This is a genomic window from Beutenbergia cavernae DSM 12333, assembly GCF_000023105.1.
GTDB classification, from domain to species: domain Bacteria; phylum Actinomycetota; class Actinomycetes; order Actinomycetales; family Beutenbergiaceae; genus Beutenbergia; species Beutenbergia cavernae.
The window spans coordinates 2,065,633-2,090,227 of the sequence record NC_012669.1 but is presented as its reverse complement, the minus strand read 5'-3'; the positions used below and the strand labels follow the sequence as shown (position 1 = coordinate 2,090,227).

Genomic DNA, 24,595 nt, shown 5'->3' with positions numbered 1-24,595 from the left:
CACGGCCCTGGGTCAGTCGGAAGCACCGCCGACGCGCGCCGTCCAGGCGTCCGTCACCGTCGTGCTCACGTGGATCTCCACCGTAGTGCCCGCCGCAGCGGCGTCGGCACGGATCTGCTCGGCGAGCACGGGCAGCCACGGCCACTCGCTGGCCCAGTGGGCGGCGTCGAGCAGGAACGGGCGCTGGCCCGCGGAGCGGAACTCCGACGCGGGGTGGTGTCGCAGGTCGGCGGTGAGGTACACGTCGACGCCCGCCGCGCGCGCCTCGCCCAGGAACGCGTCGCCGCTCCCGCCGCAGACGGCGACGGTCGAGACGAGGGCCGCGCCGTCGCCCGCCACCCGCACTCCCTGTGCCGTGGCCGGGAGCGCTGCCGCGACCTGTCGCGCGAACTCGGCGAGCGGCGTCGGCGCCGGCAGCCGGCCCACGCGCCCCGTGCCGCGGGCCGCGCCCTGGCGGGGCGGCGCGGTCACCTCGAGCACGTGGAACGCGGGTTCCTCGTAGGGGTGGGCGGCCCGCAGGGCGGCGACGACGTCGTCCCGTCGGGCGCGGGGCGCCACCATCTCGAGGCGGTCCTCCCGGACGACGGCGAGCTCCCCCACGGTCCCGACGGTCGGGTTGGCACCGGGTCCGGGCCGGAACGTCCCCTCGCCCTCGACGGACCAGGCGCAGCCGTCGTAGGCGCCGATCGCGCCCGCCCCGGCGGCGGCGAGCGCCTCCCGCACCGCGTGCGTGTGCTCCCGCGGGACGTAGGCGACGACGACGTCGAGGGGCACCTGCGCCGGGGACGGCACCAGCGGCGCCAGGTCCTCCAGCCCGACGGCGCGGGCGAGCGCCTCGCTGACCCCACCGGGCGCGTCGTCGGCGTTCGTGTGCGCCACGTACAGGGCGACCCCCGCCCGGGACAGCGCGTGCGCGACCCAGCCCTTCGGCGTCGTCGCCGCGAAGCCGTGCACCCCGCGCAGGTACAGCGGGTGGTGCACCACGAGGAGATCGGCCCCGAGGGCGATCGCTTCGGCCGCGACCTCCTCGACCGGGTCGACGGCGAGCAGCACGCGCCGGACCTCCTGGTCCGGGTCGCCGAGCACGAGGCCGACGGCGTCCCACGGCTGAGCGCTGGCGGGCGGGTAGCGTCGTTCCACCGGGGTCAGGACGTCGCGGAGCAGCACACGCCGCAGCGTACGCGGCGGGCCGACGGCCCGTGAGGCCCCTCTCGAGCGGAGCCTCGGCTCGTAGACTCGTCTCGACGCAGTGCCGCGTGCAGCCGTCGAGGAGGACCGGTGACCCGCCCCGCGCACGATGCCGTCGGCGGCGGTTCGCGCCGCGGACGCGGAGAGCGATCGCGAGCCCGGGATCTCGCCGCGAGGACGCCCGTGTCCCGCGACCGGTACGTCGACCTCCTCCGAGCGGGCGCGATCCTCGTCGTCGTGCTCGGGCACTGGATCGTGTCGGCAGTGACGACTGCCGACGGACGCCTCGCCGGCGTGAGTCTCCTCAGCGTCTCGGCCTGGACCCACCCGCTGACGTGGGCGTTCCAGGTGATGCCGGTCTTCTTCCTGGTCGGGGGCTTCGCGAACGCGGCGTCGTGGACCTCCTACGGCCGTCGCCACCCGGGTGGCGCGGCCGCGTGGACCCGCTCGAGGGTGCTGCGGCTGCTGCGGCCGACGGCCGTCTTCCTCGGAACGCTTCTCGTGGCGTACGCCGTCGCCACCGCCGTCCGAGCCGACCCGGTGCTCGTGCGGGCGACGATCCAGACGGCCGCGCTCTCGCTGTGGTTCCTCGTCATCTACGTCGCCGTGGTCGCTCTCGCGCCCCTGCTGCACGCGTGGCACCGGCGCTGGGGCGCGGGCGACCTCCTCGTCCTGATCCTCGTGGTGGCCGGCGGCGACGTCGCGCGGGTCATGACCGGTTCGCCGGAGGCAGCCGTCGTCAACTACCTCGCAGCGTGGATCGCGATCCACCAGCTCGGCATCGCCTGGCATGCCGGCGAGCTGACGCGCAGCCGTCGCCCGGCGACCCTCCTGGCGGCAGGCGGTGCTGCCGCCCTCCTCGCGCTCACGACGTGGGGGCCGTACGCCGTGACGATGGTGGGCGCCGCGGAGCCGCCTGAGCTCGGCAACGCCGCGCCGCCGACCCTCGCCCTGGTGGCCCTCGCCGTCATGCAGACCGGCGTCGTGCTCCTGCTGCGGCCGCTGGTCGACCCGTGGCTCACGCGTCCGCGGGTCTGGACCGGCGTCGTCGCCGTCAACGGGATCGCGCTCACCCTGTACCTCTGGCACATGGTGCCGGTCGTCGTCGCAGGGCTGGGCCTGGTCGGGACGGGGCTGTTCCCCGTTGCCGCGGTCGGTTCCGGCCCCTGGTTCGCGCTTCGCGTGCCCTGGCTGGCCGTCCTGGCGGTGATCCTCGCGGTGCTCGTGGCCGTCAACGCACGCTGGGAGCGGCTGGCGACGCCCGCGCCGGTCGCCCCGCCCGCCGCATCAGCGGTGGGCGTCGGTGTCGTGGCGTGCGTGCTCGCCCTGGCCGGGGTGGGGCTCGGAGGTCCCGGGGGCTCCGTCGGGGCGGTCGCGGGACTGCCCGTCGTCGAAGCCCTCGCGTTCGTCGCCGGGCTCTGGCTGGTCAGGCGGGGCGCCTGGCGCGCTGAGCCGGGCTCCGCCGGACGGACCGGGGCCGACGCCGGGAGCGGCGAACGCTCCGGGGCATAGCCTCGGGACCATGGGCTGGTACAGCGAGCGTGTCGTGCCGCGGGTCGTCGACGCGACGTGCGGTTCCGGCATGCTCGACGACCTGCGGCGCCGCACGTGCGCGGGCCTGCGCGGCGAGGTGCTCGAGCTCGGGTTCGGCTCCGGCACGAACCTGCCGTTCTACCCACCCGCCGTGACTCGGGTGCTCGCCGTCGAGCCGTCCGACGTCGCATGGCGCCTCAGCGAGGCGCGGCGCACGGCGTCCTCGGTGCCGGTCGTGCGGGCCGGGCTCGACGCGGCCCGCCTCGAGCTGCCGGACGTCGCGGTGGACGCCGTCGTCTCCACCTGGACGCTCTGCACGATCCCCGACGTCGCCGGCGCGCTCGGCGAGGTCCGCCGGGTGCTGCGACCCGGCGGCCCCCTGCGGTTCGCCGAGCACGGCATGGCGCCCGACGTCGCCGTGCAGCGCTGGCAGCGCCGCCTCGCGCCGTGGCAGTACCGGCTGGCCGGCGGGTGCCACCTCGACCGACCGATCACGGAACTCCTGACGAATGCCGGGTTCGAGGTCAGCCTGGAGCGCTTCTACGCGGGCCTCCCGCGTTCGTTCACCGCGATGTTCGTGGGCGAAGCCACCTGAGCGACGCCGCACCCCGCGGCGACCTCAGTCCCACGTCGTGGTGCCCGCCGGGAAGTCGTCGGTCTGCGGCTGGACGACGCAGAACAGGTTGCCCGCCGGGTCGCGCATGACCCACCACGAGTGCACCTGCTCGACCCGCGACGCGCCCAGTGCCTCCAGTCGCGCGACCTCCGCATCGACGTCGTCGGTCTCGATGTCGAGGTGGATCCGCGCCGCACCCTCGCCGAGCTTCTGCACGAAGACCGAGGGCACTCCCGACGCGCTCACGCCGGTGTAGGTGCCCTCGTCGTCCGATCTCGCCGTCCCGCCGAGCGCGCCCGCCCAGAACGCCGTCGTCGCGGCGTGGTGCTCGGCCGGGGTGTCGACCCCGATCGCCGTCAGCCTGCTGCGGTGCATGCGTCAGTCCTCACTCTCGTCGATCGTGAACCACAGGTCGTCGCCGTACGTGACGACGACGCCGTCGCCGTCGACGGTGAGCTCCGCCTCGAAGCCGTCCGAGCGGTACCGCCAACGCCGCGGGGCCAGGCGCGTGTACTCCTGGACCGAGAGCTCGACACGGAGCTCCGGGTAGCGCAGCCACAGCGCCCTGATCTCGACGGCGTCGCCGACGTCGAGCCCGAGCCGTCGCACCGGCAGCGTGTTGGTGGACGGGCTGAACCCGAGATCGACGTCGACGCAGCCGTCGAACCGCGCGTCCCGCACGCCGTCGACCCACCAGCCGGCGGCGTCGCGCGTCAGGAGCAGGCGCGTGGAACCGGTGCGCGTGGTCACGTCGACGCGAGCCTCGCGCGTCGCCCACTGCGCGTCGACGTCGACGACGTAGTCGAGCGTCAGGTCGTCGGGTCCCGTGACGACGCCGGCGAGCTGCCATCCGTCCGACCGCGCGGCGAGGGTGACGGTCTCGTCGGTCCCGAACAGGGAGCTGTGCCAGCGCCGCCGCACGACGCTCCCGGCACGGCGCGCGGCATCGGTCCCCATCCGCGGAAGGCTACCGACGGCCGACGCCGGCGGCTACCGGCACAGGCGCACGCATCCGGGGGTGTCCCTCCGGCCCCGCACCTGCTTCGATGTGCCGAAGGGGCCCGCACGAGGGAGGACGCGAATGGCCCGCACGAAGAACCAGGCCCGGTTGCCACCGAGGTGGTTCATCCGGACCGCGTGGACCGTCCACCGCGCGTTGTACCGGTGGACGGGCGGCCGCCTCGGGCTGCGACGGCCGCGACCTGGCGCGTGGGGCATCATGTGGCTGCACACCGTCGGACGCCGCTCCGGCCGCGAGCACAGCGTGATGCTGGGCTATGTCGAGGACGGACCGAACCTCGTGACGCTGGCGATGAACGGGTGGGGAGAGGGCGAGCCGGCCTGGTGGCTGAACCTCCAGGCCGGGCCGAAGACGCGGGTCGACCTGGTCGGCGGTCCCCGCCTCGTCACGGGCCGGGCCGCCGAGGGTGACGAGCGGGAACGCCTGTGGGCGCGATGGCGGGAGATCGACACCGAGCTCGACGCGTTCGCCGCACGACGACCCGGGACCACGGCCGTCGTCGTGCTCGAACCGCGGACCGGATGACTGGCGCAGGCGAGGACCGACCGCACGTGAGAGCCGTCGTGTACGACACCTACGGGACGCCCGACGTGCTGCGCCTCGCCGACGTCGAGACGCCGTCGCCCACCGGGACCGACGTGCTCGTCCAGGTGGTCGCGACCTCGCTCAATCTCTCCGACTGGGAAGGTCTGCGCGGGTCGCCCATGTACGCGCGGATCGGTGGTCTGCGCCGGCCGGCCCGACGGGTCCTCGGGTCCGACATCGCGGGACGCGTGACCGCCGTGGGACCGGACGTCACCCGGTTCCGCGTCGGCGACGACGTGTACGGCGACAACCTCGCACGCATGGGCGGCTTCGCCGAGTACGCCCTCGCGCCCCAGTCCGTCCTCGCGCCCAAGCCGCACGAGCTGACGTTCGCGCAGGCGTCGACGCTCCCCCAGGCCGCGGCCATCGCCCTGCAGGGCACGGCCGGCGCCGCCCCGGGACGGCGGGTCCTGATCAACGGCGGGGGCGGCGGTTCCGGGTCGTTCGCCATCCAGCTCGCGAAGCGAGCGGGAGCCCACGTCACGGCCGTCGACAACGCCGGCAAGCTCGACTTCATGCGCACCGTCGGGGCGGACGAGGTGGTCGACTACCGACGCGACGACTTCACCCGCGGGCATGGGCGGTTCGACGTCATCCTCGACCTCGTCGCCCACCGATCCGTGTTCGCGTACCGGCGCGCACTGGCGCCCGGTGGCCGGTACCGCTGCGTCGGCGGACCCGTGCGCACCCTGCTGCGACTCCTGACGGCCGGCACCGTCGTCGGTCGCCTGACGGGCCGCCGGATCGGCGTGCTGGCCGTCCGCCTCGGGCCGGCGCACTTCACCCCGCTCGCCGAGCTGTGCACGACCGGCGAGATCGACATCCACATCGACCGCGTCTACGGGCTCGACGACGTCCCTGCCGCCCTGTCCCGGGTCGGCGAGGGTCGCGCGCTCGGCAAGGTCGTGATCCAGGTGGCGTGAACGCCACGCCCGAGCGGATCGCCCCAGGGCCGCGCCGGGACTCCGACCTTCGGTGGAGGTGCGCCGCCGTGCCCGAGGGGCAAGATGCTGCGATGGGGCGTTGGCGACTGACGCGCGCGGCGGACGTGGTCGCCGCGGCCGTCGTGCTGCTCCTGACCGTGCCGAGCTCGATCGGGCTGCTGTGGTCGGCAGGCGGGTGGGCGTCCGTGGTGGGAGGCGTCTGCGGCGCCGTGCTCGTGGCCACGTTGCTCGCCCGCCGCGCCCACCCGTGGCCCAGCTTCTGGGCAAGCTGCGCGGCCCTGCTCGTCCTGCTCGCGCTGCCTCGCCTGCCGGAGGGGCTGTCCATGGTGTTCCTGCCGGTGAGCCTGATCCATCTGCTCGTGGTGCACGCGGTCGTGGCGGGGACGGGCCGGTGGCGGCTGCCGCTCGCCGTGTCGCTCGTCGGTCTCGGCCTCATCGTCGCGCGCACGGTGCTGGACGTCCCCGATCCTCTCGACTGGGGCACGTTCTGGGTGCTCGTGCCGTTCACGGCGCTCGTGCTGGCGGGGAGCTGCGTGCTCGGCGCCCGCGACTGGGAACGCCGCCAGCTCCAGGAGCATCGCCTCCACGAAGCCGTCGCCCGGGAACGCGAGCTCATGGCGCGGGAGGTGCACGACGTCGTCGCGCACTCGTTGACGGTGGTCGTGGCGCAGGCCGACGCGGCGCTGCTCGTCATGGAGGCCGACCCGCAGCGCTCACGCACGATGGTGAGCAACGCCGTGACGACCGGCCGGGAGGCGATGGCGGAGATGCAGCGGGTGGTCCGCGTGCTGCGGGACGGCGCTCCGCCGGGGGCGCCGGTCCGGTCGCTGCACGACCTCGACACGCTCGTCGCGTCGTCGCGGAGCGCGACGGCGGGGATCGAGCTGGTGGTCGACGGCGACGTCGACCGGGTGGACCCCGAGATAGCCCGGGCGGTCTACCGCATCGTCCAGGAGTCGCTCACGAACGCCGTGAAGCACGGCACGCGGCCTCCGCGCTGCCGGGTGGACGTGCGGGTCGACGCCCGCGGCGTCAGCGTCTCGGTGCACGACGACGGCCCCGGCCTCACCGGTCGCGAGCCCGCGGATGCGGGCTTCGGGATCCTCGGCATCCGCGAGCGCGCCAGGAGCCTCGGCGGTCGCGTGGACATCGCGAGCGACGCCTCCGGGACGCGGGTCAGCGCATGGCTGCCGACGACGTGATCCGCGTGCTCGTCGCCGACGACCAGGAGCTGATGCGGTCGGCGCTCGGCACGGTGATCGACGTCCAGCCCGACATGCGCCTGGTCGGCTCCGTCCCGTCCGGCGAGGACGCCGTGCGGGAGGCGCTCGCGGTGTCGGTGGACGTGGCGCTGCTCGACATCCGGATGGCGCGCATGGACGGCATCGAGGCGTGCGCCGAGATCCGCCGGCACCGCCCGGACACACGCGTGCTGATGCTGACCACGTTCGACCTCGACGAGTACCTGTTCCGTTCCGTGGCGGCCGGTGCCTCCGGGTTCCTCACGAAGGACACGCCCGGCGCCGACGTCGCCGGGGCGATCCGGGAGGTCCACTCAGGTCGCTCGGTCGTCTCCCCGCGGGCGACCAGGGCGCTGATCGACAGGATCGCGCGGGCCGCCCCCGACGCCGCGGCCGTGGCCGCCGACCTGTCCCCGCGGGAGCGGGACGTCCTGGCCCTGCTCGCGCGCGGCTTCTCGAACGCCGAGATCGCCCGCGAGCTGTTCGTCGCCGAGTCCACCGTGAAGACCCACGTAAGCTCGCTGACCCGGAAGGTGGGTGTGCGGGACCGGTTGCACGTGGTCGTGTGGGCCTATCGGAACGGGATCTTCTGATCCACCTTTCGTCGGAGGGTGTCGGTACGACGGGGGGAGGTCGGCGTCGGCGGGAGCGACGGACGATCGTCGGCATGATCTCGATACGCCGCTCGCTCCCGCTCATCCTCGCGCCGATCGCCCTGTACTGGGCCGCAGCCCGTGGCTTCGCCGAGGCTGCCCCACACCCCCTCGCCGATCCGGCGGACTCCTTCGGCGCCTCGCTCCTGCCGTTCGGCGACGCCGTCGCCGGCGGCTGGTCCCTGGCGGTGGCCGCTGGCCTCGCCGCCGCCGGGCTGGCCCTCCTGCGTCAGCCCGGCGCACCACTCGGTACCCGCGAACGCGCGCTCGTGGTGGGCGCCGCCGCCGCGGCGCTGCTGACTCTCGACCACGCCCTCCTGATGCTGCTCGGCTACCTTCCGGCACTCGTCGCGCGCCTCTTCACCGGGTACACGGAAGGCCTCGACGACCTGCTGTCCCCGGGACTCGGGCTCCAGCTGCTGCTCGCCGCCGCGGCCGTGTCGCTCCTCCTCGAGCTGCGGCGCCGAACGGAGCGCGATCGGGTCGAGTCGGCCGATCCGGCCGCCGAGCTCGCCGCCGCCACGCGTCGTACGCGCCGCTGGACGCTCGTCGCCATGGAGGCGCCGCTGGCTTACGCAGCGACACGCGTGCTGATGTTCGTCGAGGCGCCCGGCTTTCGCGGGTTCGACGAGGAGACCCGGGTGGCGGGCCTGGGCCTGGCGCTCGCGTCGGTGGTCGGCGCCGTCCTGACCTGGGGTCTGATCCGGCCCTGGGGCGAGCGATTCCCGCGCTGGGTGCCTGGGCTCGCCGGCCGCCGCGTGCCGCCCGACCTCGCGGTGATCCCCGCGCTCGCCGTGGCGGCGCTCATCCTCGCTGCGTCGCGCGCGATCGTGGTCGGCGCAGTCGCCGCGGGGTCGGACGCGTGGCGGGAGATCATGCTGACGCCGCTGGTCTCGCTCCCCCACCTGCTGTGGCCGGTGTGGGGCGTGGCCCTCGCCCTCGCCGCCCTGAGCTACCACCGCCGCCGGATGCTCGGCGACGACGACCGACGCCGCCACCGTGCGCCCACAGGGCTGGCGGTTCCCGGCAGCGTGCAGAGGTGAGTCGCGCCGGACGAGGTGCTCGGCGAGGTCGCGCTGGTCGCGGCGGCCGAGCGTCCGGCAATCTCGGCCGGCCAGGAGCGTTCAGGTCGCGGTGCGGGTGAAGGTGACATGCACGATGCCGCTCGGCGACGCGACGGACTCGATGTCGTAGGTCTTCTCCAGGCCTTCGAGCCCGTCCCAGAGCCGTACCCCCCTGCCCAGGAGGATGGGGACGATCGCCACACTCATGTAGTCGACGAGCCCGGCAGCCAGGAAGTCGCGGATCACGGTGGGCCCGCCGCCGATCCGTACGTCGTCGCCATCGGCGGCCTTGCGTGCCTGCTCGAGCGCCTCGGCAGGTGAGGCGTCGAGGAAGTGGAACGTGGTGCCGCCCTCCATCTCGATCGATGGGCGCGGATGATGGGTGAGGACGAAGACGGGGGTGTGGAACGGCGGGTTCGCGCCCCACGCGCCCTTCCAGTCCGGATCGTCCTCCCAGCCGGGATGACCCCACTTGCCGGCACCCATGATCTCGGCACCGATCTCCGCCCCGGCTTCAAGGGCGAAGAGGTTGTCGATGCCACGGCTCCCACTGGTCTGCTGCCACGACTGTGTGGCGAACCGCCACTGGTGCAGTCGATCACCGGCGTGACCGAAGTGAAGGTCCTTGCTCTGACCTGCACCGGTACCGAATCCGTCGAGGGAGATCGCGAAGGCGTGGACGCGGGCGAGTGACATGGACGCTCCTCAGCAGGGATGGACGCTGTTGTCCCGGACTGTCGTGCTCAGCGCCGGACCTCGTAGCGCAGGTGGAGGGCGACGCCCTGACGCACGTCGATGAGGTCCAGCTCCGTGGGTACGCCGCCGGGCAGGTCGAAGAGGCGGCGGCCGTCACGCAGGAGGAGCGGCATGACATGGAGCTGGATCTCGTCGATCAGACCGGCCGCGATCGCCGCCTGGCCGGTTCCCGCGCCCTGCACGACCACGTCGGCGTCTCCGGCCTTCTCCCGTGCCCTGCCGACCGCGTCCTCGACGGTGTCGACGTAGGTGAACTTGGACCAGCGCAGCTCATCCGACCGAGGCGGTCGGCGCGCGTAGATGAACACGGGCGGCCCGTCGTAGGCATCACCGCCCCAGCCGCCGGCCGGATCAACGGTGCCGCGACCGCAGACGGAGGCACCGGCGGACTCGTACGCCGCCATCATCGCGGCGTCGATCTCGCCACCTCTGCCCTCGATGTACCTGCCATCCGCGTCTCGGGGCAGTCCCCAGTCGTGCAGTCGCTGGCCGCCGTCGCCGAGACCGTTGTCGATCGTCTCGTTCGGGCCGGCGACGAAGCCGTCGACGGAGATGGACATGTCCAGGACTGTCTTACCCATGGTGCGTTCCTTCGCATGCGGGTTCCATCGCTCGGCCGAGCCCGTTGCCGCCCACGGACATCGAGCTGAGCAGCGACGACGACTCGGCGGAGCAGCTCTCATGACGGGTCCACGTCGCAACCATCCCCACAGCCTGTGGCGCCCGAGCTGCCGTCACAATGCTCGGATGTCGCACAGACGTGCTCGTTCGTCCTGACGCGCACGGGCTCGACAAGGGTGATTGAGCCGCGACGGAGCGTCGATGCGGCCGAGGAGCTGCCGGAGGCCCGGAGTGGCGGTGCATGTGGTCGTCAGGCCCCGGCGTCGGCGGCAGACGTGAGCAGCTCCTCGGGCGGTGTCCGACGGACGGAGCCAGGAGTGATGCCGACCGTGCGTTTGAACGCGCGCTTGAACGCTGCTTCCGACTCATATCCCAGATGGGCTGCGAGCTCCCCGACTGAGCTGTCGCCCTGTTGTAGCCGGTCGAGTGCCACCTGCATCCGCCAGCGAGTGACGTAGTGCATCACGGGCTCGCCGACCAGCTCGGTGAAGCGGGCAGCGAAGGCCGACCGGGACATCGCGGTCTCCCGTGCCAGGGCTGCCACCGACCAGGGCTTGGCAGGGTCACGGTGGACCAACGACATGGCCCTGCCGATCCGCGGATCCTGCAGCGCTCGCAACCATCCGACGTGTCCGGCGGGATGGTCCGCGATCCACGCGCGGATGGCCTGAATCACCAGGATGTCGGACAGCCGGGTGATCACGGCCTCGCCACCGGGCCGCAACTGCCGGCCTTCGGCGGCGATCAGCCGGAGCGTGCTGTGCATCCACTCGGCCTCAGGCGAGGGTGAGCGCGATGCGCCGTCGATGATGACGGCGTCGGGCAAGAGCGCCATCAGGCTGCGGGCCGCGGGGTGCCCGAACCGGACGGTGCCACACACCAGGCTCGTCGGCGTCCCCCCTCCTCCACCGTCGTGCCGCAGGATCGCGTACCGCTCGGTACCGCAGTCATACTCCAGCTCGTCGAATCGTGGCGTCGGGGTCCCGGGTTCGCTGTACAGCCGGTGCCCTTCGCCGTGGGGCACGAGGGCGAAGTCGCCGGGCTGAAGCTGCCGAGGCTCGTCGCCGTCGACGTCAAGCCAGCATCGTCCCGCATTCACGACGTGGAACCACATCGACCCCGGCTCGGGCGGCAGGTCCAACCCCCACGGCGGGGTGAGCTCGGATCGGCAGTAGAAGCTTCCCGACATGCGCAAGAAGTGCAGGGCCTCACCGAGCGGATCACTGCTGGCCCAGGGATCACCACTTCGCATGACCCCATCCTCACTCCGCTCGGACAGCCCGTCCACGGTCGCTGGACGCACGAGCACGAATCGGCGCGACGCCGGCATTGTTCAGCCGGCGATCCTCGATCAGGGTGGAAGTCGACACACTCATCACGACGAGAGGCGTTTCCGCCATGGCGGACCGATGACCTGCTGCGACGCCCAGCACTCGACGCGCCCGCCCCACCCTGGTCGAGTGGCCCGCGGAAGCCCTGCGGGTCACAGCGTGACACGTCTCGTGCTCGTCGCCACCACGGTGGTGATGGCCCTTGTCACCGGGCTGAGCTTCACGTTCGCGGCGACAGTCATGCCCAACCTGGCCGGCGTCGACGACCACACCTTCGTGGTGATCACGCAACGGTTCAACGAGAACCTGTGGTTCCCCCTGAGCTTCACCGCGGCGCTCGTCCTGACGATCCTCGCCACCGTGCTCCAGGCCGCGGTCGCACCGGGACCCGCCGTACGCTGGGTCGTCGCCGCGCTCCTGCTCTACGGCGTGGTCCTCGCCATCACCGGCGCTGTCCACATCCCGCTCAACGAGGAGATCAGCGGCGCCGGCCACCCCGATCAGATCGCTGACCTCGCCGGCGTCCGCGACACGTTCGAGGCACCATGGGTCACCTGGAACACCGTGCGCACGCTGTTCGGTATCGCGGCGGTCGCCGCCCTCGCCCGGGCGCTCCTCCTCCACGGACGCCAGCACCGCCCGTAGCCGGTCTTGGCCGAGAGCCACCCGGCAGCCCGTCAGGCCGGACCCCGAGTCCCGAGGCAGGGCGGACTCGCCAGGAATCTCGCCCAGATGGTGGGCCCAGAGGGACTCGAACCCCCGACATCCGCGGTGTAAGCGCGACGCTCTGACCAACTGAGCTATGGGCCCCGGCAGCGGCCCCAGGGTAGCAATCGTGCACGCCCCGACCGGGCGAGGTCGTCACCTCACGCGACCGCGACGGCGCTGTCCTGACGACCGGGGAGGCGAACGAACGTCGTCGCCAGCAGGTAGGCGACGACGACGCTCATGAGGAGCAGCTCTCCGCCGTCCTCCAGCGTCGTGAGCGGCACGTCGAACGCCGCTCCCGGGAGCAGGATGTGGTGGACGGCGTCGAGCAGGATCCCGACGGCGACGAGGGCGGACATGAGGACGGCGAGCGTGCGCGAGACTCCCCGGCCCTCGGGTGCGGCCCGGCGGTAGGTCCACCACACGAGCACCACGAGCACCAGGCCGACCGCGCCGGTCAGGAGCAGCTCCCCGACGTGCCACGCGGCGGGTACGTCCGGGAAGCGAGCGGCGAGCTCGGCCCCGGCACGCTCGTGCAGCTGGAACCAGTCGTCGGTGACGTACACCGTGAAGACGAGCGCCCAGACGAGGAAGACGACCGACTTGACCTTCGTCCACAGCAGCACCGACAGCACGGCCGACCACGCGACCTTGAGGTACTGGAAGAACTCGGCGTAGCCGCGGTCCACCCCGAGGTCGAACCAGAACCCCGCGGGCTCGCCGATGGTCTTCAGCGACAGGTGCAGCAGGATCAGCATCGCGTCCGCGAGCACCAGGAGCAGGAGGAAGCCCGCCACCGGGCCGGCGACCGCCGACCGCACGCCCGTGTATGCCTCCGCGAACCAACGCCTCATCGGGTGACCACCTCCGGCCAGGGGGACGTGACCGCCAGGCCGCGACGGCGCCGGATGCGCTCGACGAGCCAGACGTACAGCAGCGACGTCGCCGCCGTCAGGGCGAGCGCGATCGGGCTGCCGCCCTCTGCCGCGTTCTCCGTCGAGCCCAGCACGCCGGACCCGAGCACGCCGAACGCGACGACGTTGTTGAGGACGTGGAGCGCGATGGCCGCCTCGATCCCGCCGGTGCGCCACGTGAGCCACATCGCGGCGAGCGCGAACACCGTGACGTCGAGCAGCCCCCACAGCCCGTAGCCGTGCGAGAACGTGAACGCGGCGGTAGGTACGAGGAACGGCACCCAGCGCCACGCCTTCGTCCGCCACGGCAGCCACGACGCCAGCGCCTGAGGCAGCATGCCGCGGAACACGTACTCCTCGGCGGCCGCCTGGAACGGGACGAGCAGCAGCACGACGAGGAGGGCGGCAGCGAGCTCGCCGAGCGGCGTCCAGTCCGGTTCGTACGCCCCGCCGGGCAGGAACGGGAAGAGCCCGAACGTCACGAGCACCGACGCGCCCATCGCGATCCCGGCCGGGCCGAAGCACGCTCCGAGCCATCCCCACCGCATCCGGTACGCCACCGAGGTCACGTGACCCAGCGGGCGCATCCCCGCGCACAGCAGCGCGAGGTAGACCGCGGGGATCCAGACCGCGATCGACGCGAGCGAGATGCCGAGGGCGAGCGGGTCCGACGCGTCGAGCACGAGAAGGCTGTTGATGTAGCGCTCGAGGCCGATCAGGGAGCTGTCCGCGTCGCCCACCAGGACGGCGATCGTCACGCCGGCGACGAACACGACCATCGACGCGCCCAGCGCGAGCACACCGCCGATGACGAGCGCGATGAGCGGCCGCCACCACGCCCAGTCCAGCGTGCGCGGGAGCCGTGCGAACGGCGTCGCCGCGGCCGGCTCCGGCGCCGGTCCCGAGCCCGGCAGCCGGCGCGGCGTCACCGGCCCGAGCCCCGGGAGGACCGACCCGGGCGGCCAGACCGGCCCCGGCATCGGTGCGATCGGGCCGGGATCGACCGTCGTGGGAAGGCTCACCGCGTCAGGCTAACCGGAGCGGGGGACGCGGCGGCGTCGAGGTGACGCGGAGGACGAGGCCTCATGGGGCCCGCAGACCGTCGACGGCGGCGACCGCCTCCGCCGCGTCGCGCGGTCGGCCCGGCGGGCTCGCGGTGCGCCACCGCACCACGCCGTCGCCGTCCAGCAGGACGCTCACCCGATGCGCCCAGCCGTGCGACTCGTCGAACGCCCCGAACGCCGTCGCCGTCGCTCCGTGGGGCCAGAAGTCGGACGCGAGCTCGACGGCGACGCCCGCCTCGCGCGCCCAGGCCGCCTGGCTGAAGGTCGGGTCGCAGGAGATGCCCAGGACGCGCGTCGGGGCCAGCTGCGGCAGGGCCGCGCTCAGCTCCGTCAGCTCGGAGGTGCACACGCCGGAGAACGCGAACGGGAAGAACACGAGCAGGGCCGGGCGACCGAGCAGGTCCGCGCCCGTGATCGGCGCACCCGTGACGTCCGTCACGCGGAACGGCGGCGCCGTCGTCCCGAGCGCGGGGAGATCCGGCAGGTCGGGCAGGTCCGGCTGACGCGGCACCGGCGGCTCAGCGACCCCGGCCGCGAGCTGCGAGGCGGACCCCGAGCCACTCCGGCGCGGCGGCGATGGACGTCGTGGGCTGCAGCCCTGCCGTCTGTGCGGCGTCGGCGATGTCAGCGGGCGTCACGTGCCCCGGCCGGCCGGCCTTGGGCACGAGCACCCACACGAGGCCGCCGTCGTCCAGGGCGCTCATCGCCGTGATGAGCAGGTCGGCGAGATCCGCGACATCGCCGTCTTCCTCCCGCCACCACACGATCGCGGAGTCGGTGACGTCGTCGTAGTCCTCGTCCACGAGGTCGGTGCCGGTGACCGCGGCAAGCGCGTCGCGCAGGCCGAGGTCGACGTCGTCGTCGTACCCGAACTCCTGGATCACCTGCCCCGAGGTGAATCCGAAGCGGTCCGGCGCGCCGCGCGTGGCGCCGGGGTCCGTGCTCGCTGCCACCGTGAGTCCTCTCATCTTTCGTTGCCGAGGTGTGCGTGGACACTACCGAAAGCCCACCGTACGGGGACGGGTTCTCGCAAGCGGTGGCTCATCTGGACCGGGCCGGGCGTCCGGTCGGTGGTCGTGGTACGCGTCCGGCGCCCGCGTGCGTAGGCTGTGAGTCAGCCGCGAGGGGCTCGGACTGCACCACTGTCCGCCCACGCGCCTCCTGACGTGCCCGGACCTCACACCAGGCGCACCAGGGGAAACGATCGCAGCGGACGTCGTCACGATCGACGCCCACAGCAGAGAGGGAGCTCGTGTCCTCAACCAGCATCGAGGCGCGCCACGCCGGAGGCGACGACGCCGAGGAGACCGCAGAGTGGGTCGAGTCGCTCGACGGCCTCCTGGCCGCGCGCGGTGACGAGCGGGCCGAGCAGGTGCTCGCCACGCTCATCGACCGGGCAGCGGAGCGCGGGCTCCAGGTTCCCGGCACGCTGACGACGCCGTACATCAACACGATCGACGCCGACGACGAGCCGTCGTTCCCCGGCGACGAGGCGGTCGAGCGCCGGTACCGCAACTACCTGCGGTGGAACTCCGCGGTGATGGTGACCCGGGCGCAGCGGCCCGGCATCGCCGTCGGCGGTCACATCTCCTCCTACGCGTCGGTGGCGACGCTGTACGAGGTCGGCCTCAACCACTTCTTCCGCGGCAAGGACCACCCCGGCGGCGGCGACCAGATCTACTTCCAGGGGCACGCCTCGCCGGGCATGTACGCCCGCGCGTTCCTCGAGGGCCGCCTGACCGCCGAGCAGCTCGACGGCTTCCGCCAGGAGCTCTCGCACCCGGGCGGCGGTATGCCGTCCTACCCGCACCCGCGGCTCATGCCGGACTTCTGGGAGTTCCCGACGGTGTCGATGGGCCTCGGCCCGGCGTCGGCGATCTACCAGGCGTGGACGAACCGTTACCTCCAGCTGCGCGGGATCAAGGACACCAGCGAGCAGCGCGTCTGGGCGTTCCTCGGCGACGGCGAGATGGACGAGCCGGAGTCGCGGGGCATGCTGCAGCTCGCGGCTCAGCAGCACCTGGACAACCTCACGTTCGTCGTGAACTGCAACCTGCAGCGGCTCGACGGGCCGGTCCGGGGCAACGGCAACATCATCCAGGAGCTCGAGGCGCAGTTCCGCGGCGCGGGCTGGAACGTCATCAAGGTCGTCTGGGGCCGTGAGTGGGACGACCTGCTCGCGAAGGACGACGACGGCGCGCTGGTCCGCCTCATGAGCTCGACGCCGGACGGCGACTACCAGACGTACCGCGCCGAGTCGGGTGCGTTCATCCGTGAGCACTTCTTCGGGCGCGACCCGCGCACGAAGGAGCTCGTCGCCGAGATGAGCGACGACGAGATCTGGGCGATGAAGCGCGGTGGCCACGACTACCGGAAGCTGTACGCCGCCTACCAGGCAGCGACGCAGCACGAGGGCGCGCCGACCGTGATCCTCGCGCACACGGTCAAGGGGTACGGGCTCGGCCCGGGCTTCGCCGGCCGCAACGCGACGCACCAGATGAAGAAGCTCAAGGTCGCCGACCTCAAGCTCCTGCGCGACACGCTGCGCATCCCGCTCGACGACGCCGCGCTCGAGGCCGACCCCTACCTGCCGCCGTACTACCACCCGGGCTTCGACGCCCCGGAGATCCAGTACATGCTCGAGCGGCGCACGGTGCTGGGCGGTTTCCTCCCCGAGCGACGCACGGCGCACGAGAAGGTGCAGCTGCCGGGCGACGCGGCGTACGCGCTGCTCGCGAAGGGCTCGGGGAACCAGGAGGTCGCCACCACGATGGCGTTCGTCCGGCTCTTCAAGGACCTCGTGAAGGACAAGGAGCTCGGCAAGCGGATCGTCCCGATCATCCCGGACGAGGCGCGCACGTTCGGTCTCGACTCGATCTTCCCGAGCGCGAAGATCTTCAACACGCAGGGCCAGCACTACCTCGCCGTGGACCGCGAGCTCATGCTGAGCTACAAGGAGTCCGAGGCCGGGCAGATCATGCACACCGGCATCAACGAGGCCGGCTCCGCCGCCGCGTTCCAGGCGGTCGGGACGTCGTACGCGACGCACGGCGAGGTGCTCGTCCCGTTCTACATCTACTACTCGATGTTCGGGTTCCAGCGCACGGGCGACCAGTTCTGGGCCGCCGGCGACCAGATGACGCGCGGGTTCCTCATCGGCGCCACCGCCGGCCGCACCACGCTGACGGGCGAGGGTCTGCAGCACGCCGACGGGCACTCGCCGCTGCTCGCGCAGACGAACCCCGCCGTCATCCACTACGACCCGGCGTACGGGTACGAGATCCGGCACATCGTGCGCGACGGCCTCGAGCGGATGTACGGACCGGACGACGAGCGCGACCCGAACGTCATCTACTACCTCACCGTCTACAACGAGCCGATGCTGCAGCCGGTCGAGCCGGAGGGCGTCGACGTCGAGGGCATCCTGCACGGGATCTACCGCCTCGCGGAGCCCGACGGCGACGGGCCGCGGGTGCAGCTGCTCGCGTCCGGCGTCGCCGTCCCGTGGGCGCTCGAGGCGCGCACGATCCTCGCCGAGGAGTGGGGGGTGCGCGCCGGCGTCTGGAGCGTGACGAGCTGGAACGAGCTGCGCCGCGACGCCGTCGCCGCCGACCGGGACGCGCTCGTGGCCCCGTCGCAGCCGCGCCGCGAGCCGTACGTGACGGCGAAGCTGCGCGACGCGGGCGGCCCGTACGTCGCGACGAGCGACTACAACCACCTCGTGGCCGACCAGATCCGGGCCTGGGTGCCGGGTGACTACGCGGTGCTCGGCGCCGACGGGTTCGGGTTCTCCGACACCCGGCCCGCCGTCCGCCGGCACTTCCTCATCGACTCGCACTCGCTCGTCGTCGCCGCGCTCGCGCAGCTCGCCCGGCGTGGAGAGATCGACGCGGAGGCACCGGCGCGCGCCGTCGAGGCGTACCGCCTGCTCGACGTCACGGCCGGCACCACCGGGACCGCCGGCGGCGACGCCTGAGACGCACCCGCCGGCCCTCGGGTCGGCGGGTCAGGCGGACGTCTCGGCGCGTGCCACCAGCGCCGTGAGCTCGTCGACGACGGCGCCCGTCTCGGCGTCGTCTCCAGCGGCGGCCGCGAGCTCCGCCAGGTGCCGGCGCGCGTCGGCGGGGCGCTGCGCGTCGAGGGCTGCGAGGACCACCTGACGGCCCGCCTCGGGGATCTGGCTGGCCGGGTCCCAGTGCCCGACGCCGAACCCGAGCCCGTCCTGAGCCATCCCCGCCTCGCGCAGCACGAGGATCCCGTCGGCGAGCGCCCGCCCGGACGTCTCGCGCTCGACGGCCGCACCGAGGCGGCGCATCGCACCCTCGTGGTCGTCGACGAGCGAGAGCCGCGCGAGCTCGATGAGCGGGTACCACCCGCGCGGGTTCCCGGCGAGCTCCTCGGCGAGGGCCCAGACGGCGACGTCGGCACCGGCCTGCCGGTCGGCGGGCTCGGCCTCCGCGGTGAGCGGGTCGGCGTGCGGCGCCTCGATGGCCCGACGCCGCACGAGGTCGGCGAGCGCCCGGAACGCCTCGATGTCGTTCGGGTTGTCCTGCAGCTGCGCGCGCAGCACGTCCTCGCGGGCGGCGTCCCGGGGACGCGGTGCCTGGGTCGGGCGACGAGTGCCGACCCGCGACGCCGGTCGGGAGCGTCGCAGAAGACGGCGGATCCGATCGAGCAGGGCCATTCGACGACACTAGCCGGTCCCTCGGACCGGGACCGGGCGCGACCGGGTGCCGGCGTGGATTTGTCGCCTCGCCACAAGTGACGGGGCGTCGTGCGCCTATGCTCGCGCCATGACCCGCGCCCGAGCCGAGAGCGTCGACGTGGCCGCCGGCGCGCACCCGCCGCACGCGCCGGAGATGATCCGACGCCTCCGGCAGGGCACGGACATGCTCACCGGTGCCGCGCTGCGCCGCCTGGACGAGGAGCTCGCGTGGTACCGCTCGCTCGCGGCCGAGGACCGGTCCTGGATCGGGATGGTCGCGCAGTCCGGGATCGCCGCGTTCATCTCCTGGTACGAGCGTCCGGAGCCGACGACGTTCAACGCGGCCGAGATCTTCCGGGCGGCCCCGCCGGAGCTGACGCGCTCGATCTCGCTGCAGCACACCCTGCAGCTCGTGCGGATCGTCGTCGAGGTCGTCGAGGAGCACACGGAGGAGCTGGCCACCCCGGGTCAGGACCGTGAGCTGCGCGACGCCGTCCTGCGGTACTCGAGGGAGGTCGCCTTCTCGGCGGCCGAGGTGTACGCGCGGGCGGCGGAGGCACGCGGCGCGTGGGACGCGCGGCTCGAGGCCCTCGTGGTCGACTCGCTGCTGCGCGGCGAGGGCGACGACTCGCTCGCGTCGCGGGTCGCGGCGCTGGGGTGGAGCGGCCGCGGCGCAACGATCGTCATGGTCGGCACGGCCGAGGAGCCGCTCGACACGTCCTTCGCCGCGGACCTTCGGCGCGCCGCCCGCCGCGCCGCTCACGACGCGCTCGTCGGCATCCAGGGGATGCGCATCATCGTCGTCCTCGGCGGCGAGGGCGACCTGCGGGTCGGCGCGGAGTCGCTCGCCGCGCGGCTCGGGCCCGGCCCGGTCGTCATCGGCCCGGAGGTCGGCGACGTCTCCGAGGCGCACCGCTCCGCACGCGTCGCGCTCGCCGGTCTCGCGGCCGTCCGCGCGTGGCCGTCGGCTCCCCGGCCGGTGCTCGCGGAGGACCTGCTCCCGGAGCGCGTCCTCGCCGGCGACCCGGACGCGCGCCGCACCGTCCTCAGCGACGTCTACGGCCCCCTGCTCGGCGTCGGCGGCCCGCTGCTGGAGACCCTGTCCGCCTACCTCGAGGCCGGCCGGTCGCTCGAGGCGACGGCGCGGGGGCTGTTCGTCCACCCGAACACGGTGCGGTACCGGCTGCGCCGGATCGCCGCGGTCACGGGGTGGGACGCGACGGATCCGCGCGAGGGCTACGTGCTCCAGGTGGCGATCGCCGTCGGGCGTCTCGGCGCATGAGCCGGCGACCTCGCGTTGTAGAAGACCTACAACCCCGCGGGAGTCAGTTCGTCGGCGCCGTCAGCCCGTGCCCGTCCGCGGGATCGGCAGGCTAGGACGGTGCTCGCTCTCCTCTGCCCCGGCCAGGGCGCCCAGACGCCCGGCATGCTCGCCCCGTGGCTCGAGCTGTTCGACGCGGACGGCGGCGCCGACGCGTTCGACATCGACGAGTACTCCGACGCCGCCGGCGTCGACCTCCGCACGCACGGGACGACGTCGGACGCGGACACGATCCGCGACACGGCCATCGCCCAGCCGCTGATCGTCGCCACGTCGCTGCTCGCCGCCCGGGCGCTCCTCGGACGGCCGCTCGCCGCGGCCGACGGCGTCGCCCTCGCCGGGCACTCCGTCGGCGAGTTCGCGGCGGCGGTGCTCGCCGGCGTGCTGCCCGACCGGGCCGGACTCGCCCTGGTCGGCGAGCGCGGCCGCGCGATGGCCGCGGACGCGGCACGCGTGCCGACCGGGATGAACGCGGTGCTGGGCGGCGACCCGGCCGACGTGGCGGCCCGGCTCGAGCAGCTCGACCTCGTGGCGGCGAACGTCAACGGCGCCGGTCAGGTGGTCGCGGCCGGGTCGCTCGAGGCGCTCGAGGCGCTGCGTGCCGATCCCCCGGCGAAGGCGCGCGTCGTCCCGCTCCAGGTCGCCGGCGCGTTCCACACGTCGTTCATGGCACAGGCCGCCCAGACCGTCGCCGGCGTGGCGGCGTCGCTCGACCCGGCGGACCCGGTGGTGCCGCTGCTGTCCAACGCCGACGGCGCCGTCGTCACGTCCGGCGCCGACGCGCTCGCCCGGCTCGCCGGGCAGGTCGCGTCGCCCGTGCGCTGGGACCTGTGTCAGGAGACGCTCGGCGGCCTGGGCGCCACGGCAGTGGTCGAGCTCGCCCCGGGCGGCGTCCTGACGTCCCTCGCGCGGCGTACGCTGCCTGGCGTGCCCGGCATCGCGTTGAAGTCGCCGGCGGATCTCGACGCCGCGCGTGCGATGCTCGCCGAGCACGGCATCGCGACGGGCACGGGGGCTGTGCCCACGCCCGAATCGAACGTCACACCTGGAGACTCATGACCGCCACGCTGCGTCAGACCGCGCCCACGACGGCGTCCCGCATCCTCGGCGTGGGCGGCCTCCGCGGAGAGGACGTCGTCCCGAACGACGAGATCGTCGGGCCGATCAACTCCTCCGACGAGTGGATCCGACAGCGGACCGGCATCGTCTCGCGGCGGCGCGCCAAGCCGACGACGACGCTCGCCGACCTCGCCGAGGGCGCGGCACGCGCTGCGCTCGACGCCGCGGGGATCGACGCGTCGCAGGTCGACGCCGTGCTCGTGTCCACGGTGACGTACTTCGAGCAGACGCCGTCCATCGCGGCGGTGCTCACCGACCGCCTCGGCGCCACCCCCGCGGCCGCGTACGACATCTCCGCCGCGTGCGCCGGGTACTGCTACGGGATCGCCCAGGCCGACGCGATGGTGCGTTCCGGCGTCGCCCGCCACGTGCTCGTGGTCGGCGTCGAGAAGATGTCCGACTTCATCGACCCGACCGACCGCACGATCTCGTTCCTCCTCGGCGACGGCGCGGGCGCCGCCGTCGTCGGCCCGTCCGACGTCCCGGGCATCGGCCCGACGGTGTGGGGGTCGGACGGCGCCCAGTCGCGCGTCATCTTCCAGACGGAGCCGTGGCTCGCGTTCCGGCGCGCGGCCGGCGAGGGCGTCCCCGCCGGGCTCGAGGGCGTCAGCTGGCCGACCCTGCGGCAGGAGGGACCGACGGTCTTCAAGTGGGTCATCTCGCAGATGCCGGACGTCGCCCGCCGCGCCGTCGCCGCGGCCGGGCTCGAGATGGGCGACATCGACGTCTTCATCCCGCACCAGGCGAACATGCGGATCACGGACCAGCTGGTGAAGCTGCTCAAGCTGGGCCCCGAGGTCGCCGTCGGTCGCGACATCGCCGAGACCGGCAACACGTCGGCGGCGTCCGTCCCGCTCGCCACGGAGCGCCTGCTGCGCGAGGGCGCCGCGAAGAGCGGCGACGTCGCCCTGCAGATCGGGTTCGGCGCCGGGCTCGTCTACGCGGCACAGGTCGTCGTCCTGCCCTGAGCGCGCCGGTTTCGGCCTGGGCGGCGTCGTCCCCCAGACTGTCCTACGCATCACCGCACATCACCCGAGGAGAGAACATGGCAAGCAGCGAGCAGGAGATCCTGGCCGGCCTGGCCGAGATCGTCAACGAGGAGACCGGCCTGCCGACCGACTCCGTTCAGCTCGACAAGTCGTTCACCGACGACCTCGACATCGACTCGCTGTCGATGATGACGATCGTCACGCAGGCCGAGGACAAGTTCAGCGTCACGATCCCGGACGACGAGGTCAAGAACCTCGTCACCGTCGGCGACGCCGTCACCTACATCGCCGGCGCGCAGGCCTGACGGTCCGCACGGACCGATGCCTCGGTCGCCGGGCACGCCACGGCGTGCCCGGCGACGACGGACCCGCCCAGCGAGAGCAGGAGGAACGCCGACCATGAGCACCCCACCCACAGTCGTCGTGACCGGCGTCGGCGCGACCACGCCTCTCGGCGGAGACGTCCCGTCCACGTGGCGGGCTGCCCTGGCCGGCACGTCGGGCGCCCGGACCCTGCCGTACGACTGGGTCACCCAGTACGAGCTGCCGGTCACGTTCGGCGCGCCGCTGGCGGTTCCGGCCGCGGACGTCCTGCCGGTGCCGCAGCAGCGCCGCATGGACCCGAGCGCCCAGTTCGCGATGATCGCGGCGCGCGAGGCGTGGGCTGACGCCGGCACACCCGAGGTCGACGGCGAACGGCTCGGCGCCGTCGTCGCGTCCGGGATCGGCGGCGTCTGGACCCTGCTGTCCGCCTGGGACACGGTGAAGGAGCGCGGCGCCCGGCGCGTGCTGCCCCTGACCGTCCCGATGCTCATGCCCAACTCCCCCGCCGCGTACGTCTCCATCGAGCTCGGCGCCAAGGCGGGCTCGCACACGCCGGTGTCGGCGTGCGCCTCGGGTGCCGAGGCGATCGGTTACGGCGTCGAGATGATCCGCACGGGCCGCGCCGACGTCGTCGTCGCCGGCGGCACGGAGGCGGCCATCCACGCGCTGCCGATGGCGGCGTTCGCGAAGATGCAGGCCCTGTCGACGCGGAACGACGACCCAGCCGCGGCGTCGCGACCCTATGACGCGGATCGGGACGGTTTCGTGCTCGGCGAAGGGGCCGGCCTCGTCGTCCTCGAGAGCGAGGAGCACGCCCGCGCCCGCGGCGCACGGGTCTACGCCCGGCTCGCCGGCGTCGGCATGACGTCGGACGCGTACGACATCGCGCCGCCGGACCCGTCGGGTGCCGGTCAGGAGCGCGCGATGCGCCTGGCGCTCCAGGACGCCGGGCTCTCGCCGGCCGACATCGCCCACGTCAACGCGCACGCGACGTCGACCCCGGCCGGCGACGGCGTCGAGGCGGCTGCGATCCACCGCACGCTCGGGGACGGCGTCGTCGTGTCCGGGACGAAGTCGATGACGGGCCACCTGCTCGGCGGCGCCGGCGCGCTGGAGACGATCTTCACGATCCTCGCCGTGCAGAACCGCACGGCTCCCCCCACGATCAACGTCGACCGGCTCGACGACGGCATCGAGATCGACGTCGCCACGTCGGCGCGGGAGCTGCGCGCGACGGGTGACCTCGCCGCGATCAACAACGCGTTCGGCTTCGGCGGGCACAACGTCGCGCTGGTCGCCACGAGCGCCTGAGCCTCAGCGGGCCGTCGGCACCCAGTACCGCCGCACACCGGCCCCGGTGTCGATCAGGCGACCACCCGCGCGCTCGATGACCGTGCGAGACGCCACGTTGCCCTCGTCGCACGTGAGCAGGGCCGGGTCGATGCCGAGATCGTTCGCGATCGGCAGCACGGCTGCGAGCATGGCCGTCGCGTGCCCCGCGCGTCGTCGCGAGGGTCGCACGTCGTACCCGATGTGACCGCCGCGCACGCGCAGAGCGGGTGTGAGCCGGTGGCGGACCGCGATGCGCCCGAGGTAGACGTCGCCGTCGACCCACCAGAGCGTCGTGTCCGGCACGTACCCGTCCGGCCGGGGCGTCGCCTCGTCGCTCGCGGCGAGCAGCGACTCGACGTACTCGACGAAGCCGGCGTGGGTCCCCCAGGGCGGTGTGCGCAGCTCGTGCCCGATCGTCGAGTCGTCATCGGCGCCGCCGCGACCCTCGGCCGCGAACTCCGTCATCGCCTCGACGAAGGAGCCGTACAGGCGCACGTGCGGCAGGATCAGCTCGGGCACCCCGGCACCCTACGTCCGGACCGGCCGTGTCGGCAGTCGGGGCCACG

General features: G+C 73.3%; 26 protein-coding genes and 1 tRNA gene. 14 read left to right on the top strand and 13 right to left on the bottom strand.

All coding sequences use genetic code 11. From position 1 onward, the window contains the following. Positions 1–12: 12 nt before the first annotated feature. The gene (locus BCAV_RS09220; protein ID WP_015882324.1) at positions 13–1,167 is read right to left on the bottom strand and encodes a Nif3-like dinuclear metal center hexameric protein; all 1,155 of its coding nucleotides are present in this window, start codon (positions 1,165–1,167) and stop codon (positions 13–15) included. Positions 1,168–1,371: 204 nt separating this feature from the next. Here BCAV_RS09220 and BCAV_RS09215 point away from each other — a divergent pair, with 204 nt between their 5' ends. Further along, positions 1,372–2,700, top strand: a complete 1,329-nt coding sequence (locus BCAV_RS09215; RefSeq protein ID WP_015882323.1) for an acyltransferase family protein — start codon at positions 1,372–1,374, stop codon at positions 2,698–2,700. A 10-nt stretch (positions 2,701–2,710) separates the two neighbouring features. Beyond that, a complete protein-coding gene (locus BCAV_RS09210) occupies positions 2,711–3,316 on the top strand; it encodes a class I SAM-dependent methyltransferase (protein WP_015882322.1) in 606 nt (201 codons plus the stop codon). Positions 3,317–3,340: 24 nt separating this feature from the next. Here the strand turns inward: BCAV_RS09210 and BCAV_RS09205 are convergent, their stop codons facing one another. Beyond that, positions 3,341–3,712: a VOC family protein gene (locus tag BCAV_RS09205; protein WP_015882321.1), complete on the bottom strand. Its 372-nt coding sequence runs from the start codon at positions 3,710–3,712 to the stop codon at positions 3,341–3,343. A 3-nt stretch (positions 3,713–3,715) separates the two neighbouring features. Then, positions 3,716–4,294 (bottom strand): putative glycolipid-binding domain-containing protein, encoded by a 579-nt coding sequence (locus tag BCAV_RS09200; RefSeq protein WP_015882320.1) that lies wholly within the window; start codon positions 4,292–4,294, stop codon positions 3,716–3,718. A 124-nt stretch (positions 4,295–4,418) separates the two neighbouring features. On the opposite strand from BCAV_RS09200, the gene BCAV_RS09195 reads away from it, so the two are divergent. The 5 genes from BCAV_RS09195 (at position 4,419) to BCAV_RS09175 (ending at position 8,824) form a co-directional block, all read left to right on the top strand. After that, a complete protein-coding gene (locus tag BCAV_RS09195; protein WP_015882319.1) occupies positions 4,419–4,883 on the top strand; it encodes a nitroreductase/quinone reductase family protein in 465 nt (154 codons plus the stop codon). A gap of 26 nt (positions 4,884–4,909) precedes the next feature. After that, positions 4,910–5,866, top strand: coding sequence for an NAD(P)-dependent alcohol dehydrogenase (locus BCAV_RS09190; RefSeq protein ID WP_015882318.1), 957 nt, complete (start codon positions 4,910–4,912; stop codon positions 5,864–5,866). A 92-nt stretch (positions 5,867–5,958) separates the two neighbouring features. After that, positions 5,959–7,089 carry a sensor histidine kinase gene (locus BCAV_RS21595; RefSeq protein ID WP_050761709.1) on the top strand — a complete coding sequence of 377 codons (1,131 nt, stop codon included), beginning with the start codon at positions 5,959–5,961 and terminating at the stop codon, positions 7,087–7,089. After that, positions 7,071–7,721 carry a response regulator gene (locus tag BCAV_RS09180; RefSeq protein WP_015882316.1) on the top strand — a complete coding sequence of 217 codons (651 nt, stop codon included), beginning with the start codon at positions 7,071–7,073 and terminating at the stop codon, positions 7,719–7,721. Before BCAV_RS21595 ends, BCAV_RS09180 begins: the two co-directional genes overlap by 19 nt. Before the next feature lie 74 nt (positions 7,722–7,795). Beyond that, positions 7,796–8,824: a hypothetical protein gene (locus BCAV_RS09175; protein WP_015882315.1), complete on the top strand. Its 1,029-nt coding sequence runs from the start codon at positions 7,796–7,798 to the stop codon at positions 8,822–8,824. 81 nt (positions 8,825–8,905) lie between these two features. Here BCAV_RS09175 and BCAV_RS09170 read toward each other — a convergent pair whose 3' ends face one another. The 3 genes from BCAV_RS09170 to BCAV_RS09160 form a co-directional block, all read right to left on the bottom strand. Continuing rightward, positions 8,906–9,541, bottom strand: coding sequence for a dihydrofolate reductase family protein (locus BCAV_RS09170; protein ID WP_015882314.1), 636 nt, complete (start codon positions 9,539–9,541; stop codon positions 8,906–8,908). Between the two features lie 47 nt (positions 9,542–9,588). Next, positions 9,589–10,182, bottom strand: coding sequence for a dihydrofolate reductase family protein (locus BCAV_RS09165; RefSeq protein WP_015882313.1), 594 nt, complete (start codon positions 10,180–10,182; stop codon positions 9,589–9,591). 290 nt (positions 10,183–10,472) lie between these two features. Continuing rightward, positions 10,473–11,474: an AraC family transcriptional regulator gene (locus tag BCAV_RS09160; protein ID WP_015882312.1), complete on the bottom strand. Its 1,002-nt coding sequence runs from the start codon at positions 11,472–11,474 to the stop codon at positions 10,473–10,475. A gap of 238 nt (positions 11,475–11,712) precedes the next feature. On the opposite strand from BCAV_RS09160, the gene BCAV_RS22945 reads away from it, so the two are divergent. After that, positions 11,713–12,198 carry an anthrone oxygenase family protein gene (locus BCAV_RS22945; RefSeq protein ID WP_043346922.1) on the top strand — a complete coding sequence of 162 codons (486 nt, stop codon included), beginning with the start codon at positions 11,713–11,715 and terminating at the stop codon, positions 12,196–12,198. Positions 12,199–12,286: 88 nt separating this feature from the next. Here the strand turns inward: BCAV_RS22945 and BCAV_RS09150 are convergent. The 5 genes from BCAV_RS09150 to BCAV_RS09130 form a co-directional block, all read right to left on the bottom strand. Then, positions 12,287–12,363: transfer RNA gene (locus tag BCAV_RS09150), tRNA-Val, on the bottom strand. Between the two features lie 56 nt (positions 12,364–12,419). Continuing rightward, complete coding sequence (locus BCAV_RS09145; RefSeq protein WP_015882310.1) at positions 12,420–13,115, bottom strand: hypothetical protein; 696 nt, start codon at positions 13,113–13,115, stop codon at positions 12,420–12,422. Further along, a complete protein-coding gene (locus tag BCAV_RS09140; protein WP_144016752.1) occupies positions 13,112–14,197 on the bottom strand; it encodes a CPBP family intramembrane glutamic endopeptidase in 1,086 nt (361 codons plus the stop codon). Before BCAV_RS09140 ends, BCAV_RS09145 begins: the two co-directional genes overlap by 4 nt. A 61-nt stretch (positions 14,198–14,258) precedes the next feature. Continuing rightward, complete coding sequence (locus BCAV_RS09135; protein ID WP_015882308.1) at positions 14,259–14,750, bottom strand: redoxin domain-containing protein; 492 nt, start codon at positions 14,748–14,750, stop codon at positions 14,259–14,261. Positions 14,751–14,757: 7 nt separating this feature from the next. Then, on the bottom strand, positions 14,758–15,192 hold the full coding sequence (locus tag BCAV_RS09130) for a DUF3052 domain-containing protein (protein WP_015882307.1): 435 nt from the start codon (positions 15,190–15,192) through the stop codon (positions 14,758–14,760). 299 nt (positions 15,193–15,491) lie between these two features. Between BCAV_RS09130 and aceE the strand changes: the two genes are divergently transcribed. Further along, positions 15,492–18,215 (top strand): pyruvate dehydrogenase (acetyl-transferring), homodimeric type, encoded by a 2,724-nt coding sequence (gene aceE / locus BCAV_RS09125; RefSeq protein ID WP_015882306.1) that lies wholly within the window; start codon positions 15,492–15,494, stop codon positions 18,213–18,215. A 30-nt stretch (positions 18,216–18,245) separates the two neighbouring features. Here aceE and BCAV_RS09120 read toward each other — a convergent pair whose 3' ends face one another. Next, complete coding sequence (locus tag BCAV_RS09120) at positions 18,246–18,923, bottom strand: hypothetical protein (protein ID WP_043346918.1); 678 nt, start codon at positions 18,921–18,923, stop codon at positions 18,246–18,248. Positions 18,924–19,032: 109 nt separating this feature from the next. On the opposite strand from BCAV_RS09120, the gene BCAV_RS09115 reads away from it, so the two are divergent. The 5 genes from BCAV_RS09115 (at position 19,033) to BCAV_RS09095 (ending at position 24,008) form a co-directional block, all read left to right on the top strand. Continuing rightward, positions 19,033–20,226, top strand: a complete 1,194-nt coding sequence (locus tag BCAV_RS09115) for a PucR family transcriptional regulator (protein WP_015882304.1) — start codon at positions 19,033–19,035, stop codon at positions 20,224–20,226. 99 nt (positions 20,227–20,325) lie between these two features. After that, entirely contained in the window at positions 20,326–21,324 is a 999-nt protein-coding gene (locus BCAV_RS09110; RefSeq protein ID WP_015882303.1) for an ACP S-malonyltransferase, read from the top strand. Then, positions 21,321–22,352, top strand: a complete 1,032-nt coding sequence (locus tag BCAV_RS09105) for a beta-ketoacyl-ACP synthase III (protein WP_015882302.1) — start codon at positions 21,321–21,323, stop codon at positions 22,350–22,352. The genes BCAV_RS09110 and BCAV_RS09105 overlap by 4 nt, the downstream gene beginning before the upstream one ends. Positions 22,353–22,429: 77 nt before the next feature. Beyond that, positions 22,430–22,678 carry an acyl carrier protein gene (locus tag BCAV_RS09100; protein WP_015882301.1) on the top strand — a complete coding sequence of 83 codons (249 nt, stop codon included), beginning with the start codon at positions 22,430–22,432 and terminating at the stop codon, positions 22,676–22,678. A 94-nt stretch (positions 22,679–22,772) separates the two neighbouring features. After that, complete coding sequence (locus BCAV_RS09095; protein ID WP_015882300.1) at positions 22,773–24,008, top strand: beta-ketoacyl-[acyl-carrier-protein] synthase family protein; 1,236 nt, start codon at positions 22,773–22,775, stop codon at positions 24,006–24,008. A 3-nt stretch (positions 24,009–24,011) separates the two neighbouring features. Here BCAV_RS09095 and BCAV_RS09090 read toward each other — a convergent pair whose 3' ends face one another. Continuing rightward, on the bottom strand, positions 24,012–24,548 hold the full coding sequence (locus tag BCAV_RS09090) for a GNAT family N-acetyltransferase (RefSeq protein WP_015882299.1): 537 nt from the start codon (positions 24,546–24,548) through the stop codon (positions 24,012–24,014). Positions 24,549–24,595 lie beyond the last annotated feature (47 nt).